This is a genomic window from Sphingobacterium tabacisoli, assembly GCF_017908035.1.
In the GTDB taxonomy this organism is placed as follows: Bacteria; Bacteroidota; Bacteroidia; order Sphingobacteriales; family Sphingobacteriaceae; genus Sphingobacterium; species Sphingobacterium tabacisoli.
The window spans coordinates 1303312-1317686 of the sequence record NZ_JAEQMU010000001.1 but is presented as its reverse complement, the minus strand read 5'-3'; the positions used below and the strand labels follow the sequence as shown (position 1 = coordinate 1317686).

The 14375-nt window shown below is 41.4% G+C and carries 15 protein-coding genes and 1 tRNA gene; 7 read left to right on the top strand and 9 right to left on the bottom strand.

What is annotated here, in order from left to right:
• The first annotated feature begins 40 nt into the window (after window positions 1-40).
• From JKG64_RS05485 to punC, 4 genes are all read left to right on the top strand, one after another.
• The gene (locus JKG64_RS05485; RefSeq protein ID WP_210353321.1) at window positions 41-1081 is read left to right on the top strand and encodes a linear amide C-N hydrolase; all 1041 of its coding nucleotides are present in this window, start codon (window positions 41-43) and stop codon (window positions 1079-1081) included.
• Between the two features lie 43 nt (window positions 1082-1124).
• Window positions 1125-2276 carry a PCMD domain-containing protein gene (locus JKG64_RS05480; RefSeq protein WP_210353320.1) on the top strand — a complete coding sequence of 384 codons (1152 nt, stop codon included), beginning with the start codon at window positions 1125-1127 and terminating at the stop codon, window positions 2274-2276.
• Window positions 2273-3022: a porin family protein gene (locus JKG64_RS05475; RefSeq protein WP_210353319.1), complete on the top strand. Its 750-nt coding sequence runs from the start codon at window positions 2273-2275 to the stop codon at window positions 3020-3022. The genes JKG64_RS05480 and JKG64_RS05475 overlap by 4 nt, the downstream gene beginning before the upstream one ends.
• A 147-nt stretch (window positions 3023-3169) precedes the next feature.
• The gene (gene punC / locus JKG64_RS05470) at window positions 3170-4333 is read left to right on the top strand and encodes a purine nucleoside transporter PunC (protein ID WP_210353318.1); all 1164 of its coding nucleotides are present in this window, start codon (window positions 3170-3172) and stop codon (window positions 4331-4333) included.
• Window positions 4334-4411: 78 nt separating this feature from the next.
• On the opposite strand, the gene JKG64_RS05465 is transcribed toward punC, so the two are convergent.
• From JKG64_RS05465 to JKG64_RS05440, 6 genes are all read right to left on the bottom strand, one after another.
• Window positions 4412-5212, bottom strand: a complete 801-nt coding sequence (locus JKG64_RS05465; protein ID WP_210353317.1) for a class I SAM-dependent methyltransferase — start codon at window positions 5210-5212, stop codon at window positions 4412-4414.
• Between the two features lie 112 nt (window positions 5213-5324).
• Window positions 5325-6356, bottom strand: coding sequence for a cytochrome-c peroxidase (locus JKG64_RS05460; protein WP_210353316.1), 1032 nt, complete (start codon window positions 6354-6356; stop codon window positions 5325-5327).
• A 62-nt stretch (window positions 6357-6418) separates the two neighbouring features.
• On the bottom strand, window positions 6419-7288 hold the full coding sequence (locus JKG64_RS05455) for an MbnP family protein (protein WP_246512482.1): 870 nt from the start codon (window positions 7286-7288) through the stop codon (window positions 6419-6421).
• A 22-nt stretch (window positions 7289-7310) separates the two neighbouring features.
• Entirely contained in the window at window positions 7311-9299 is a 1989-nt protein-coding gene (locus JKG64_RS05450) for a TonB-dependent receptor (RefSeq protein ID WP_210353315.1), read from the bottom strand.
• Window positions 9300-9303: 4 nt separating this feature from the next.
• Window positions 9304-10221, bottom strand: coding sequence for a hypothetical protein (locus JKG64_RS05445; RefSeq protein WP_210353314.1), 918 nt, complete (start codon window positions 10219-10221; stop codon window positions 9304-9306).
• Window positions 10222-10469: 248 nt separating this feature from the next.
• Entirely contained in the window at window positions 10470-10676 is a 207-nt protein-coding gene (locus tag JKG64_RS05440; RefSeq protein WP_210353313.1) for a hypothetical protein, read from the bottom strand.
• A gap of 320 nt (window positions 10677-10996) precedes the next feature.
• Between JKG64_RS05440 and JKG64_RS05435 the strand changes: the two genes are divergently transcribed.
• Complete coding sequence (locus JKG64_RS05435; RefSeq protein WP_210353312.1) at window positions 10997-11476, top strand: GNAT family N-acetyltransferase; 480 nt, start codon at window positions 10997-10999, stop codon at window positions 11474-11476.
• 117 nt (window positions 11477-11593) lie between these two features.
• Here the strand turns inward: JKG64_RS05435 and JKG64_RS05430 are convergent, their stop codons facing one another.
• Window positions 11594-12490 (bottom strand): EamA family transporter, encoded by an 897-nt coding sequence (locus JKG64_RS05430; RefSeq protein WP_210353311.1) that lies wholly within the window; start codon window positions 12488-12490, stop codon window positions 11594-11596.
• A 128-nt stretch (window positions 12491-12618) separates the two neighbouring features.
• Here JKG64_RS05430 and JKG64_RS05425 point away from each other — a divergent pair, with 128 nt between their 5' ends.
• Both JKG64_RS05425 and JKG64_RS05420 read left to right on the top strand, forming a co-directional pair.
• Window positions 12619-13095 carry an Lrp/AsnC family transcriptional regulator gene (locus JKG64_RS05425; protein WP_210353310.1) on the top strand — a complete coding sequence of 159 codons (477 nt, stop codon included), beginning with the start codon at window positions 12619-12621 and terminating at the stop codon, window positions 13093-13095.
• A 56-nt stretch (window positions 13096-13151) separates the two neighbouring features.
• Window positions 13152-13910 (top strand): NYN domain-containing protein, encoded by a 759-nt coding sequence (locus JKG64_RS05420; protein ID WP_210353309.1) that lies wholly within the window; start codon window positions 13152-13154, stop codon window positions 13908-13910.
• 101 nt (window positions 13911-14011) lie between these two features.
• Here the strand turns inward: JKG64_RS05420 and JKG64_RS05415 are convergent, their stop codons facing one another.
• Both JKG64_RS05415 and JKG64_RS05410 read right to left on the bottom strand, forming a co-directional pair.
• A complete protein-coding gene (locus JKG64_RS05415) occupies window positions 14012-14203 on the bottom strand; it encodes a cold-shock protein (RefSeq protein WP_133583671.1) in 192 nt (63 codons plus the stop codon).
• Window positions 14204-14290: 87 nt separating this feature from the next.
• Window positions 14291-14364 (bottom strand) — tRNA-Arg (locus JKG64_RS05410).
• Window positions 14365-14375: the final 11 nt, after the last annotated feature.

Here is a 14375-nt window from a genome sequence, read left to right as displayed (position 1 = left end):
AACCGATCTACTTGCTGGTAGGTCATAAAATAATTTACATATGAAGAAAGTATTCGCATCACTATTGACGGCTTGCGCTTTATTGGGTGCTCAGGCCTGGGCTTGTACGCGCGTAGTTTACAAGGGACCAAATGGTAATATCATTACAGCACGTAGTATGGACTGGAAGGATGATATTGCAGCCAATCTATGGGTGTTTCCTCGTGGATTGGAACGTAACGGTCAAGTAGGCCCCCAATCGGTCAAATGGAAATCAAAGTATGGGTCTGTAATCGCATCAGCATGGGATATCGCAACTACAGATGGCCTTAATGAAAAAGGTCTTGTCGCAAATGTGCTTTGGCTGGTCGAGTCTGAGTATGCGAAATTTAATCCTGCAGGAACTAAACAAGGATTGACTATATCGGCCTGGGCACAGTATGTATTAGATAATTATGCTACGGTACAGGAAGCTGTACTTGATCTAGGGAAAGAGTCATTTGTAGTGGTGAGTGACTATATCCCAGGTACACAAAAGTTCACAACGCTACATTTGTCTATCTCGGATGCGACTGGTGATAATGCCATTCTAGAATATATTAACGGTAAATTGGTCATCCACCACAGCCCGACCTATACGGTGATGACTAACTCTCCGGTGTTTGGTGATCAGTTGGCCTTGAACAAATATTGGGAAGGAGTACCAGGTACTGCAATGTTGCCGGGTACAAATCGTGCAGCAGATCGTTTTGTACGTGCATCGTACTATATCAATGCAATTCCGCAGACAGAGGATACGCGTACATCAGTAGCAAGTGTGTTTTCGGTGATACGTAACTGTTCAGTTCCATTCGGGATAAGTTCTGAAGCAGAACCTAATATATCATCTACACGTTGGAGATCTGTAGCAGATCAGAAGAATAAGGTATACTATTTTGAAACAGTGCTTACACCTAATACATTCTGGGTAGATCTTAAAAAGTTTAATTTGGCTGAGGGCGCTAAGACAATGATGCTTGATTTGAAAGAATTTTCGACATTCAATGGATTGTCTAATGCTAATTTTAAAGCAGCGAAGCCTTTCCAATTTGTTGGTATCTAATCAGGAATCGTTCATCTTATAACATAATTATTAGCACAGTCAAATGATCATTAAATCATTTTCACATCTGTTTCGGTCATTGGTCGGTATGCTATTGCTCTTGACACCATCCTTGTTTACAGGTTGCATCAAGAAAGCGCTGCCCAATATCGAAGCAGATATTCTATCCGTAGTATCTAAAGAGGGTGACTTTTTCGCCGATCCAGTAATCACTAATAATGAGGTCAAGCTATTTGCAAACGATGAAAAAGTGAATGTAAAAGCGTATGCATTTGCGTTCACCCTTAGCCGTGGTGCTACAAGTGTGCCTGCAAGTGGTTCTGTACAGAATTTTACAGAACCGGTGATTTATACCGTGACTTCGGAAAATGGAGAGTTCAGTAAGAAATATACGGTAACCATGACCGATGAGCGTGTTACCTTTATGCCTTTGGAGTATAACTTTGAGGACTATATTATCCAGGATAAAAATAAGTATACGGAATTCTTTAGTTTACGGCAAGGACGTAGAATGGATACCTGGGATTCAGGCAATGCTGGCTTCGTATTTAGTATATCACCGATTACTAAGAAACAACCTGGTCTTTACCCGATGCAGTTTAGTACCACAGCACACAGTGGAGAGACTGCCGTAAAATTGGAAACAAAATCTACGGGTGCTTTTGGAGCGGGAGCGAAGAAGCCAATTGCCGCAGGTAATATATTCATCGGCGAATTTGATTCTGGGAATGTGATGGGCGACCCGTTAAACTCTACGCATTTTGGACGACCTATAGAAGCGGCACCTGAATCGTTTTCAGGATTCTACCACTACACTCCAGGTAAACAGGTTATAGACCACAATAGTGCACCGATGCCGAATGTGAAAGATACTTGTTCGTTGGTAGCCGTGCTTTATGATGCGGACGAACTGAAGTCTAGAACTAAAGTGGACTATCTGGATGGGACAAATCTGCAGACAGAGAAGAGTATTGTTGCGACGGCAATATTGTACGATGGGGTAGCGACCACATCCAAGGATTTTAAAGCTTTTGATATTCGCTTTAAATACCATAAAGTACCTCAATTGGAGGGATTTGCTGGAGGGAAGTATAAGTTAGCTATCGTGTTGAGCTCGAGTAAGAATGGTGATATCTTTCAAGGGGCTGTAGGAAGTGTGTTATTAGTGGATGATATTAAGATTACGATCAAATGATGAGATATATAGTATTGCTATTAATAGGTTGTATGGGGGCTGTATCGACGTACGCGCAGGTAGGGATAGACCGTGTGATCATACATGCTGGGGTGCATATCGGTGGTGTGACACCGGCCTCTATACCACAAGAAATCCGTGAGGTAGAGAGTTATCGTCCTGTGAATCCATTTTCGATAGGTGTCGAAGTGCCTTTTTATAAAGTTAACGACAAGCTTATGATTTCTTCGGGCTTGAATCTCGTCAATAAAGGGATGAAGACAAGAGCATTTGCAGAGAACTTTAAAGCGATGATCGAGTTTGAAAATCAGCCCATACCTGGCTTTATAGGTTACTTTACAGGTTCTGTAGCATCTTCGTTCAATAACCTGTACCTCGAGTTGCCGGTGTCTGCTCACTATGAGCTGAATCAAAAATGGTCGCTCTTCGGTGGTTTTTCAATCGCCCGTGCATTGCACCGCTCTTTTGAAGGAGGCGTGCACAATGCATATGTACGTTTGGGAGATCCAACGACGACTAAGATTGAGATATCAAGCGCTACATTTGACGTGTCTAAGTTAGTGAACAAGACGGATATTGGTGTTCATGTAGGGGGTGTCTATGCCTTAAGTCCTGTGTGGCAGGTGAGGGGAGTGTTTAACTATGGCGTGAACAACGTTATTGATGCACCTACGGACCATCTACCTATCAAGCTGCATAATACATTCTTTACTATTGCAGCAGGATATGTCTTGCCGTTCAATTAGTTTTAGATAAATAAAAGAAGTTATGACGTCACCTCAGATCCGGGGTGACGTTTTTTATTCGTTGTTTTTAAGTCAAAAAGGAGGAAAAGGGAGGCTGTTGATGACCTTTTGTGTTACCTTTGCACCTTAATTTAAAAAAGCATATACATGGCAAATAAAGAGAAAAACAATTTTCTGTTCTTGGTTTACCTCGCAGGATTGAGTGTGATAGGGTTTTTGGCAACAGACATGTATCTACCCGCATTTGATAAAATGCGCATAGACTTGGAAACGAGTAAGAACAGTATTAGTGCTAGTCTTACTTTATTTTTGGCAGGGTATGCTATTGCACAGCTGCTATGGGGACCTTTGGCTGACAAGATCGGAAAACCTCGTTCAATTCTAATGGGCTTGGGGATATTTACAGTAGCGTCACTTGCGATTTATTTTACAAACAGTGTTACCATGCTGCTGAGCTTACGATTGATACAGGCGGTAGGAGTATGTGCTGCTGCAGTCAGTTGGCAAGCGTTGGTCATCGAAAGGTATCCTGCAGATCAGACGAACAAGGTATTTGCGACTATTATGCCTTTAGTGGCTTTGTCGCCCGCACTGGCACCTTTATTGGGAGTGTTTATGTTGGATCACTACAACTGGCGGTCAATTTTTATTGTATTGGCTCTTATCGCTTTACTGCTGATGGCTTATACATTTACGTTAAAAACGGAGAGGACAACGGACGGTGCTACGCTGAAACAGAAAGGTGAATCTTACATTCAGTTGTTGCGGTCGAAAACCTATATCGGCAATGTGATGATCTATGCCGTCTGTTCGGGAGCATTCTTTGCCTGGTTGACAGGATCGCCGTTCTTCCTGAAAGAATTGGGCTATAATGAGGGAGAGATAGGTTTTAGTTTTGTGCCGCAGACTATTGCATTTATGCTAGGGGGATATGGCTATAGAGCACTTTCTGATAAGGTCGAAGGTAAACGTATCTTGCCTTTTTTATTAGTTCTTTATTCAGTTGCCGTTATCGGTGTATTGGCTATAACATTGATCTCCACACCAACTCTGGTAATGTTGTTGGTGCCATTTTGCCTGATGGCATTGGCAAATGGTGCCTGTTATCCTATTGTGGTGGCTCAGGCTATGAAGCTTTTTCCGAATAGTCTAGGGAAAGCGTCAGCGATGCAGAATGCGTTACAATTGGGAACTTGTTTCTTGGCAAGTGGTATCGTGTCGCTTTTTTCGGGCACGGCACTGTTGACTACGGCGTTGGTGATGGTAGGGACTATTCCATTTGTGGTTATAGGGTATCGCTTGTCGAAGTAAAACAAGAGTAAAGCTTAAAAATAAAATGACGGCCTGAGTTGAGATTCGAGCCGTCATTTTGTTTTAAGGTATATTATCTTATTTCTTGTAGGCAACCAAAGCGTACACCATTGGGATCTTATTCTCCAGATGGGCTATGCGGTATTGCTTCGGTGCAAACTCGATAGTCTTAGCGAAACAATTATAAGGCGAGTAGTCAAACTCATCAAATGATTTTAGTTCGAGACCATTACCGATGAGGCTGTTGAGGACTTCACTGATGCTATGATTCCAACAAACATAATCCTGACTAATGTCAGCTTCTTTATCTGCATAGGTGCCATTTTCTGATTCAAGGATAGGACCGGAATTAAAATATCGATAGCCTATCTTATCAAAATCATCGTCAAACATCCAGACGACAGGATGAAATTCGACGAAGACAAACTGTCCTCCAGGTTTCAAAAACGTAGAAATAATTTTCGCCCATTTGTCCAGATCAGGAAGCCAACCGATGGTACCATAACTGGTATAGACAATGTCAAATTGTTCATTTAGGTGATTCGGCAGGTCGTAGATATCACAGCAGATGAATTTGCTGGCTGCCTCGGTTTGTTGGGCAATCTGACGAGCACTATCTATGGCTTTGTCTGAAAGATCTATACCTGTCACATCTGCTCCCAGTCTGCTCAAGGATATGCTATCTTGTCCAAAATGACATTGTAGATGGAGTATGGATTTTCCGCTTACATCGCCCAAAAGTTCCAGCTCGATGTTATTCAGCGAGGTGTTTCCTTTGAGGAAGCCTTCCATGTCGTAAAATTCGGATTTTAGGTGTGACTCGGTTCTGTTGTTCCAAGATTGGCGGTTTACCGCCACATAATTGTGTTCTGCGCTCATTTTTACCCTTTTTATATTCTCATTATCACCCCAATGGTGATAACAGCGCTACAATTTACACTTTATTGGTTAATAATAGGAGTTGTAGCAGCAAAAAATATTTACATCGCATTTATCGTGGGGTTATAAAGGTTTCGTCACTTAAGGTATGTAAAAAGGAGATGATATCGGATTTCTCCTTGGGAGTCATAGGAATTCGATTGCCATTTTCTGTTAAGATGGGATCTAGGTTGTTGGCATGCAATACGCCTTTGTCAAAATAATCCAGCACCTCTTCTAGGGTCTTAAATTGTCCAAAACTGCCGTAAGGTGCAGTGTAGGCAATGTTGCGCAATGAAGGGACACGGAAACGCATATAGTCTTCTCGGATACCAGTTACCCGGCCACGGCCAGCTTCTTCGGTACTGGGGTTGATAGGGAAGCCAATATTCCTAAAGCTTTGGTCTGTAAAAAGTTCGCCGCTGTGGCAACTGGCGCATTTCGCCTGAAACAGTTGGTAGCCTTGCAGCTCGGTATCGCTGAAATGTATACCCTCGTTGCGTTTTACCTTATCATATTTGCTGTTGGCGGAGATGAGGGTGTATTCATATTGGGCGATGCTTCTATAAATTCGATCAGGAGTGATTTCAGGATCGCCAAATGCTTTTCGAAATAGAATCTGATAGTCTTTTTCGACTTTTAATTTGCTCATAACTTCTACAATAGAGGAGTTCATCTCCTCATGCGTGATGATAGGTACTAAGGGCTGTGTTTCGAGCTGGCGCTTATTACCGTCCCAATTGTAGTGTTTTATAAAAGCTAGATTTTGAATAGGTGGAGTATTACGAAGTCCTACGCGGTTGTATATACCGATAGCTTGCGCCTGATTGTCGGTAAATGCTTTGGATTGCTGATGGCAGCTGGCACAAGAGATAGTATTGTTGCCACTGAGCCTTTTCTCATGAAACAGTTTTTCTCCAAGCTCAACGCCATATTTCGTAGGTTTGTTCTTATAAAAAGCTTCGTTCAATGGAGGGAAGCCCTTTGGGATAGACAGTGGGAGCTCAGGATTGTCAATGGCCAACTCTTCTTCGGCCTCCTTACGGTTACAGGCTAAAGTGAGTATGATTAGGGAAAGTGTGAGTATGCCGATGGATTTTTTCATCTGTTATACGGGTAAAATTGGGGTGCGCAACCTTAAGTAGGCACCCCGGATATTGTTGTGGTTTAGTTTTTTACATGGGTGATGGAAAACATGCCCGATTGGTTTGATTTACCATTGCCACCCAGGTTGTCGACAAATTGAACCATGCCATCGGCAGTGTGAATATTTGGAGTCGCATTGTCATCTGGTCCAGTTCCAGAACGCAATGTAATTGTGTTGGTCGTGCCGCTCAAAAGTTTGTCGAAGTCGGCTTTGACATAGATTACAGTAGAGGCCTTGCCTACAAGCACTACTTCTGGTAAAGTTAGGGTGATGTCTCTGTAGGCATCTACGCCAGGTACATATGTTGCTTGATTTTCCCGTTTGCCGTCTAAAGTACTTCCGGTATGGATTGATAATTTCTTTTTGTCCGTATCGTAGAACCCTTCAATTTTGGTAAATCTGTAGCCAGTTCCCCATTCCCACATCATCTTGGTATCATTTTTACCTGCAGTGTTGTAGAAATTTGGAAAGCGGACCTCGTCTAGGGTGTTTAATTCTGGCTTGACACCTAAGCCAAACTTTAACTGTTTGTAATCGGCAGCAGGAATATTGGACAGCACATAGCTCAAGGTGGACGCTTTGGAGTGGTCTATTACAGTAGCTCCTTTGTCTAGGTCATTGATGTTGTAGGGTATTTCCTGACCGTCTGTTTTTACTAAACGGATATTGCTGATGACATATTTTAATTCGGAAAACTGATGTGTTTGTCCAGCAGCAGAAGTATTGATACTGGCTTGTGTGGAGTTGGCATCGCCCAGCACGATAGTTTTGTCCTTGAAGGTATTGTTGAAATGTAATGTGACATTGTTGGCCGATGGGTCGCTTTTGTCACAAGAGATCAAGGCTACTGATAGTGCTGACGCGAATAGGATGTTTGTTAAGTTTTTCATTGTTATTTGTTTAATTATGTTTTTAAAAATTGATTTTTAGAGATGTAAATATGTTTCTGCCCATTCTAGGGATATTGCCCCAATCGGCATAAGTACTATAGTAGGTGTCTAGGATATTCTCGGCACCGATTTGTAGTGTTGCGTTGACTTTTTGTATCGGAAGTACGTAATCTGCTGATGCATTCCATATTTGATAAGCAGGGGTTTTGTCTTCACCATACTCGGGGCTGTAGTCGCGCTGCACGGCATCTCCATTCAATGAAGTCTGTATGCCAAATCGTTTATACATATAATGTAGGCTGGTTTGGTAGCTCAATGGACGAATAAAAGGAAGATTGCCTCGCTGACCATCGGTAGCACGCGCATAGGTGATAGTACCCTTCCAGTGTAGATGAGGTAGGATGTCATAATTGGTACTTATCGCTAGATTGAGGATATTGGCATGATCCAGCGCGGTGTAGCCCTTAACACCTACAGACTGATAGTTCATGGGGCTTCCCATGCTAAGGATTCTGCCCACAATATAATCTTGGATATAGAAGTAGTTGACCTTTGCCTGTATGCCCATCTTGTTGGACTTATAGCCTGCCGTAGCATTGATCTCATAGGATATTTCATTCTTAAGGTGGGGATTACCAATGTAATCATATCGATCGAAGCTATTATATATATAATAGCCATAAGATTCTGAAATAGAAGGAGCCCTATGTCCGTAACCAGAGCCTACACTGAAGTCGAAGCGAGCTACATTGACGTGATAGCTGGCGTGTAGGCTAGGAAGTATGCTGTTTTTTTTCTGCGGAGCATCTGGATAAAAAATCTTATTGAACTCAACATATTTTGAATAGTTGTAATTCCATCCCAGTGAACCGCCGAAGGTAAGATGGCTTTTGTCGGATAGGTCTAAAGAATTAGAAGTGGATAAGCCTGCAAAGCGTGTCGTGATCCAGGGCCAGCTGTAAGCAAACATCGTTCTTTTGCTCCGGTCTTGAGGATACATGCGCATTTCGGCAATAGAAAGATTGTCGTAGGCATTGAGCTGTACCTCGGAGGTAAGGCGTCCACGTTTGAGGGCTATTTTGGAAAGTAGGCCATACGTGGTGCTCCATCCGGGCATATCCATATGCACGAGATTTTCTGGGCGGGTGGTGTCGTCCATATAGTGCTCGATGGTATTATAATAAACCTTGGTATCCCAAAACTGAATAATATTATCTTCAAAAATTTGCTTGTAGGAGGCTGAGGTGATAAGGGCACGAGACAACCATAGGTCCATCGGTAGGGCAGGAAAACCAACGTCTTTAGCTTTGTCATAGATAGCATCTATACGTAGGGCAGATCGTTCGCCTGTCTTATAAGCGAGACCTATTGAACTGTTGAACTTGTTGAATTGAGAGTGTTTCACTTCTTTATTATCACCGCTATGATAGTTTTTCGCTTTGCGAAAGGAAATGCTCCCATCGGCTACGAAGCGATTCCCGGAATAGGACATGTCAGCTAGGTTGAAGTGCTGCTTATTGTTGAACTCGAAGCCTGTCTGGTAGCTACCAGTGACCTTTTTGTCAAGACCAAAAGCGGTGCTTTTGCGCTGAAGGTCGATGCTCCCTGCCACAGTCGCTCCATGTAGGTTGCCTTCCTGTCCTGACTTGATATCGACAGTAGAAAGGTTGTTGGTTTCTACATATGAGGTGATTGGGTCCATTTTGTCGGTACAAGCGCCAAAGACATGCATGCCATCGATAGTGATAGATGAACGTTCAGAGCTCATATTGTTGAGCAGGGGTTCCCAGGCATAAGCTCCGCGTTTGATAAAACTGATACTTTGGGAAGAAGCAAGAAACTCATCAACAGAAACTGCAAGTTTCATATCTGTCTTTATTTTTTTCTTTCCTTTGGCCTTTACTTTGATTTCTTCTAGTATTTTGGTGGTGTCGCGTTGCGCTAAGTTATCCTGAGCATTGACAGTGCAGACACCGAGCAATAGGGCAAAAACAACATTCATTAATTTCATGGGCTTAGAATAATATATCAATATGCAGTTCACTTTTAATCCCCTCGACACCTGGTGTAAAGTCGTTGGGTACAACGGTGCCTTTAACAATACGCCCCTGATGGTTTAGGAGGATGAAATTTAAGGTCCAATTTCCTGTCATGGTGTAGTTGACCACGCCATGGTATAGCTTGTCTGTACCCTGTACGAGATCCTTATTATTGGGAGAGGAGTGGTTGCCCATGGATGGCTCAGGCATTCTAGGGTCCAACTGTAAGGTATAGCCTTCGACTTGGCTATAGGAAAATTGGGCTGGATCGATCGTGCTACTAGAAGATAGCGCTTTCGGTTTGTTGTATTTGTATATTCCTGCAGTAAGGTTATTTTCCGCTACTTTGGGCTTCTGTGGCGCTATTAGCGCAATAAAGTATTGTTCTCCATCATTACCGGTAAAACTAGTCATATTCAGGTTTTTATTGTCTTGGGGTCTTACCTGTATGCGTTGCGAGTTACTATGTAGTTGTTCGGCTGCTGTAAAACCGATATGGAGATCCCAATGTGAGGTGTTACGGCTCTCCTCTGTAAATACGACATATCCTTCAAAGTAGCCTTCCTCTGCTTGGTACAATTGCTCGTAACGATGTGGACAGGAGCTAATCTTACCTTGACTATCAGTTAAGATAGGAAGGAGAGTAACTGTGGAAGGGGCAGGTTGGTCTGGAGCTTCGATTTTTAATCGGATTTGATTGTAGCCTTTGTAAAGTTGACCGCCCAAGGCTTCGATACGTATGGTGTAGTTACCACTCTTGAAATTTGTTACTTCTTTGAATTCTATACGCTCAGGAACAATGGTGTCTATCTCTGCCTCGTAGTCTGTTTTTTCTTTTGTGCATGAGCTAAGGGTACAGCACAGCACTGTTAGAAAAAGTATAATTTTTTCCATTAGAATAGTTTTAGTCATTTTTCGTTCCGTATAGCCATAGCAAGTCCTAAACGAGACTGGTTACGATAGCCAATAGGGGAACGTTAATAAATAATAGCGGAATTTGCTAGGGAATGGATCTATAGACTAAGATTTCCATATAGATTATACCATCTGTACGCTGCTTGTTAACAATGTAACTGCGGACAGGACGTATAAATACATCCTATCTTTAAGAAAGATACCATTACCCTAAAAGGAATGTGCAATTAAGCGATGGGAGGACGGAATACCGAAGTTCTGTAAGTAAAAGCGTAGTTGGTCAAGTAGGGTGAGAAGAAATTTGTTACAGTTTCTTCAGCTTGAGGCTGTGATTGGAAAACAGTGTGTTCTCTGTGTACATAAAGTGCACTGTATTCATACACGACAAGATTCTTTTTAGTTTCCTGTTTTTCTTTCTCCCTTATCTTTTTCATTAGCACGCATTGACCATTACAATGTAGTTGTGGGCGATCTTTGTTAATACATTTGGCTAGATACTCTGGTAGATGTATCTGATACTCCATAGTCATGATACTGCGATAGAAAGATTGCAGAGTCAAGGCAGCGAGCAAGATGTATGTACAAAAAAGTCTCAAATCAAAAACGTATTTAGCTTTTTGTGGTTGCTAATGTGCCCCAAATCTACGGAAAGAATTTTATAAAAAGGCAGAATGAAAGGAATCTTTAATGCAATTTTGTTTTATTTAGAACTGATTTATGTAAGTTTGCTTATTAGCCCATTTAAGATTACCTGATGTATATACAATCTTTGAATCCAGCCTACCATTTGGTATTGGTAAAGGCGGATGCCCAACTTCCTTACTCTTTGTTGCTATTAGCGGATGAGACACGGTATGCAATCGATAAATATGTCTTTGATAGCGATGTGTATGTATTAAAAGAAGGAGAGAAAGAACTTGCTGTTTTTTGTCTGTATCCGATAGATCGGGATACACTGGAGTTAAAGAATATCGCGGTAAGTAGCGACCTTCAAGGAAGAGGGATTGGCTCACTGTTGATAAAGGAAATAATAACTATTGCCCAAAGAGAGCATTATAAACAGCTTTTAGTAGGTACGGCAGATTGCGGCGTAGATCAGATTCGATTCTATGAGCGAAATGGGTTTGTTAAGTTTGCGGTGAAAAAGGATTTCTTTGTCCATAACTATGAAGAGCCTATTATAGAAAATGGGGTACAGCTTAGAGATATGGTGATGCTTCGGCGCGACCTTTAGGCTTTTGATTCTAGGATCAAACTTATATCTTCATATAGTCATTCTAAGTCGATCCATGATATGAACTGTCGCTCCAAACTAATAATTCCTTGTAAAAAAAGTAATGTGTTGTTGTTTTTATGGTTTTGACTTGGTAATACTTAATAAGAATATGGTTGATACGATACACAGACTCCCAATCCAATCGATCATGGAGAAAGGAATCTGAAGCCATAAGACAGCTACGATGGTTGCTGATAGTGGTTCTGCAGAAGCGAGTAGACTCGATTTTTGAGCGCCAATTTGCTTGACAGCGGTAAGGTAGGCATAGAAGGGGATAAGCGTGCCTAAGATAATGATAAAGATAATGTAAGAATAGGTATAGGCATCCCAAATGCCTTCAACATCCCAAGGCGCTTTGAAAAATGATAGTACAAGTCCGCCAATGAGCATTGCCCACCCGATTACTAATGCTGAATTGTATCTATGTAGTAGACCTAAGGGATATATGGTATAGAAAGCGAGTGCCAGAGCGGAGGCTATACCTAGAAAAAGGGCTGTATTAGAAATGGCTAATGTACTGGGGTCGCCGTGAGTAACCAATAGAAAGGTACCAAGTACAGCTAGAAATATAGCGAGGTATTCTATAGGAGCAGGAAGGCGTCTGTTTTTTATTGCAAAATATATAGCGATGAAAATAGGGCCTAAGTATTGTAAAACGGTAGCTGTAGCAGCATTAGAATGCTTGACCGCTGCAAAATAGGTGTATTGTACTGCCAGCATACCTAAAATACTGAAGATAAATAATTGTGTTCTGTCTTTTTTGGTTACCCATATCGCTCCAATGTCCTCTTTTTTTAAGATGGAGAATAAGAGGAAGAGTATTCCTGCTGATAACATGCGGACAGAAATAAGCCATTCTACATTGATAGCACGTTCTTCGAATAGAAACTGACCGAATGTGCCTGAAACTCCCCATAATGTGGCAGCCGTGACTGCTAGAACAATTCCTTTAAACGTATTTGTTGTTGCCATATAATTAATGTGTAACGAAGCATTTATGCTCTTCTGTTGTCTGTGGCACAAAAATAGATGATTGGGATAGTGTTTTTTCATTAAATTTGGGGGCTTTTGTGCAATTTTGTTTCACTTTTATCTTAATTATGGAAAAACTTGACAGATTTGATATTGCAATATTGAAAATATTACAGCACGACAATTTTACCCCACAACGGGATATCGGCCAAAAGATTGGTCTATCAGCCGCCGCAGTGCAGCGACGTGTCAAACGTATGAAAGCGGAAGGGGTGATACAGCGTAATGTCAGTGTGATAAATAGGGAGAAGATAGGTCGTCCTATAACGCTTTTTGTGGAGGTAATCATGGAGAGTGAAAAGGCTGAGTTTATTGACTCTACTAAGGCGATATTTAGGACGACTCCTGAAGTTCAGCAATGTTATTATGTTACGGGGGATGCTGATTTTATGCTGATCATTGTCGTACCTACTATGCATGACTATGAACTGCTGACACGTCGTATATTTTTTGGAAATAATTACATTAAACATTTTAGAACGATGGTGGCGATGGATCTTGTAAAAGTAGGCTTGGACGTATCTTTGGATGCTATTGTGTTGTAGGTCATCAACGTAGTGGTATGTGTTTTGCTGTATGATAGACAACAAAACAGAAATATATGCAAGATCATAAACTCGCTGTACTGATAGATGCTGATAATGTGCCGTACGCCAATGTCAAGGAAATGCTGGAAGAGATATCGAAAAGTGGAACGCCTACAGTGAAGCGCATCTATGGGGATTGGACCAAGCCACATCTTTCGGGTTGGAAGAACGTATTGCTGGATAATGCGATAATTCCCATACAGCAATATAGTTATACAACAGGTAAAAATTCATCAGATAGTGCATTGATAATTGATGCGATGGATATTCTGTATTCTGAAAAGGTGGACGGTTTTTGTATTGTGTCTAGTGATAGTGATTTTACAAGGTTGGCTACCCGGCTGCGGGAGGCAGGCATGCTGGTCATTGGACTGGGAGAACGAAAGACTCCAGCACCTTTTATCGCCGCTTGTAATAAGTTTATTTATCTGGAGATATTGAAGCCCGTAGGGAAGGAGGAGGTTGCTAAAACGTCTGTTAAGTCAGTCACCAAGGAAGTGTCCAAGCCGGCACAGAAAGCTATAGATAAGGTTGATAAGAAGACGGTGACAATGATTGTTAACAGCGTAGATGATCTTGCCGATGAAACAGGTTGGACTTTTTTGGGTTCATTAGGAAGCTTCATCTCTAAAAAGAAACCAGATTTTGATCCGCGTAACTACGGTTTCAATAAGCTCTATGATTTGATCAAATATATTAACCGTTTTGAGATTGATGAAAGGGATTCGGGCGGACACAAACATGTCAAGCATATTTATTTAAGATTGAAGTAGAGCTGGGGTTGGTAGGGGTAACATATAAGGAGTAGGCGATCATAAAAAAAAGGATAAATCAAGATGACTTATCCTTTTTAAGAAAGTATTGTTGTAATATATTATGCTAATTGCACGTTAACTGCATTGATACCTCTTTGAGTTCTTTCTGTATCGAAAGTTACAACGTCACCTTCAGATACTTGGTTTTTTAATGCAGATACGTGTACGAATACATCTGCACTTCCATCTTCTGGAGTAATAAAACCAAATCCTTTAGTTTCATTGAAAAATTTAATTTTGCCTTTGTTCATTATGTTATTTTTAAATTATTGCAAGATAAGTAAAAAAATGGTAAATAATGGCAAAAAAAATACTCTAGAATGATCTAGAGTATTTTGTACGCCCATCAGGATTCGAACCTGAGACCGACGGTTTAGAAAACCGTTGCTCTATCCAGCTGAGCTATGGGCGCCTCGCTTTCAA

Excerpts from the sequence above, each read along its gene's own strand:
- JKG64_RS05485 (WP_210353321.1), top strand. The coding sequence starts at position 41 with ATGAAGAAAGTATTCGCATCACTATTGACGGCTTGCGCTTTATTGGGT.
- JKG64_RS05480 (WP_210353320.1), top strand. The coding sequence starts at position 1,125 with ATGATCATTAAATCATTTTCACATCTGTTTCGGTCATTGGTCGGTATG.
- JKG64_RS05475 (WP_210353319.1), top strand. The coding sequence starts at position 2,273 with ATGATGAGATATATAGTATTGCTATTAATAGGTTGTATGGGGGCTGTA.
- punC (WP_210353318.1), top strand. The coding sequence starts at position 3,170 with ATGGCAAATAAAGAGAAAAACAATTTTCTGTTCTTGGTTTACCTCGCA.
- JKG64_RS05465 (WP_210353317.1), bottom strand. The coding sequence starts at position 5,212 with ATGAGCGCAGAACACAATTATGTGGCGGTAAACCGCCAATCTTGGAAC.
- JKG64_RS05460 (WP_210353316.1), bottom strand. The coding sequence starts at position 6,356 with ATGAAAAAATCCATCGGCATACTCACACTTTCCCTAATCATACTCACT.
- JKG64_RS05455 (WP_246512482.1), bottom strand. The coding sequence starts at position 7,288 with ATGAAAAACTTAACAAACATCCTATTCGCGTCAGCACTATCAGTAGCC.
- JKG64_RS05450 (WP_210353315.1), bottom strand. The coding sequence starts at position 9,299 with ATGAAATTAATGAATGTTGTTTTTGCCCTATTGCTCGGTGTCTGCACT.
- JKG64_RS05445 (WP_210353314.1), bottom strand. The coding sequence starts at position 10,221 with ATGGAAAAAATTATACTTTTTCTAACAGTGCTGTGCTGTACCCTTAGC.
- JKG64_RS05440 (WP_210353313.1), bottom strand. The coding sequence starts at position 10,676 with ATGAAAAAGATAAGGGAGAAAGAAAAACAGGAAACTAAAAAGAATCTT.
- JKG64_RS05435 (WP_210353312.1), top strand. The coding sequence starts at position 10,997 with ATGTATATACAATCTTTGAATCCAGCCTACCATTTGGTATTGGTAAAG.
- JKG64_RS05430 (WP_210353311.1), bottom strand. The coding sequence starts at position 12,490 with ATGGCAACAACAAATACGTTTAAAGGAATTGTTCTAGCAGTCACGGCT.
- JKG64_RS05425 (WP_210353310.1), top strand. The coding sequence starts at position 12,619 with ATGGAAAAACTTGACAGATTTGATATTGCAATATTGAAAATATTACAG.
- JKG64_RS05420 (WP_210353309.1), top strand. The coding sequence starts at position 13,152 with ATGCAAGATCATAAACTCGCTGTACTGATAGATGCTGATAATGTGCCG.
- JKG64_RS05415 (WP_133583671.1), bottom strand. The coding sequence starts at position 14,203 with ATGAACAAAGGCAAAATTAAATTTTTCAATGAAACTAAAGGATTTGGT.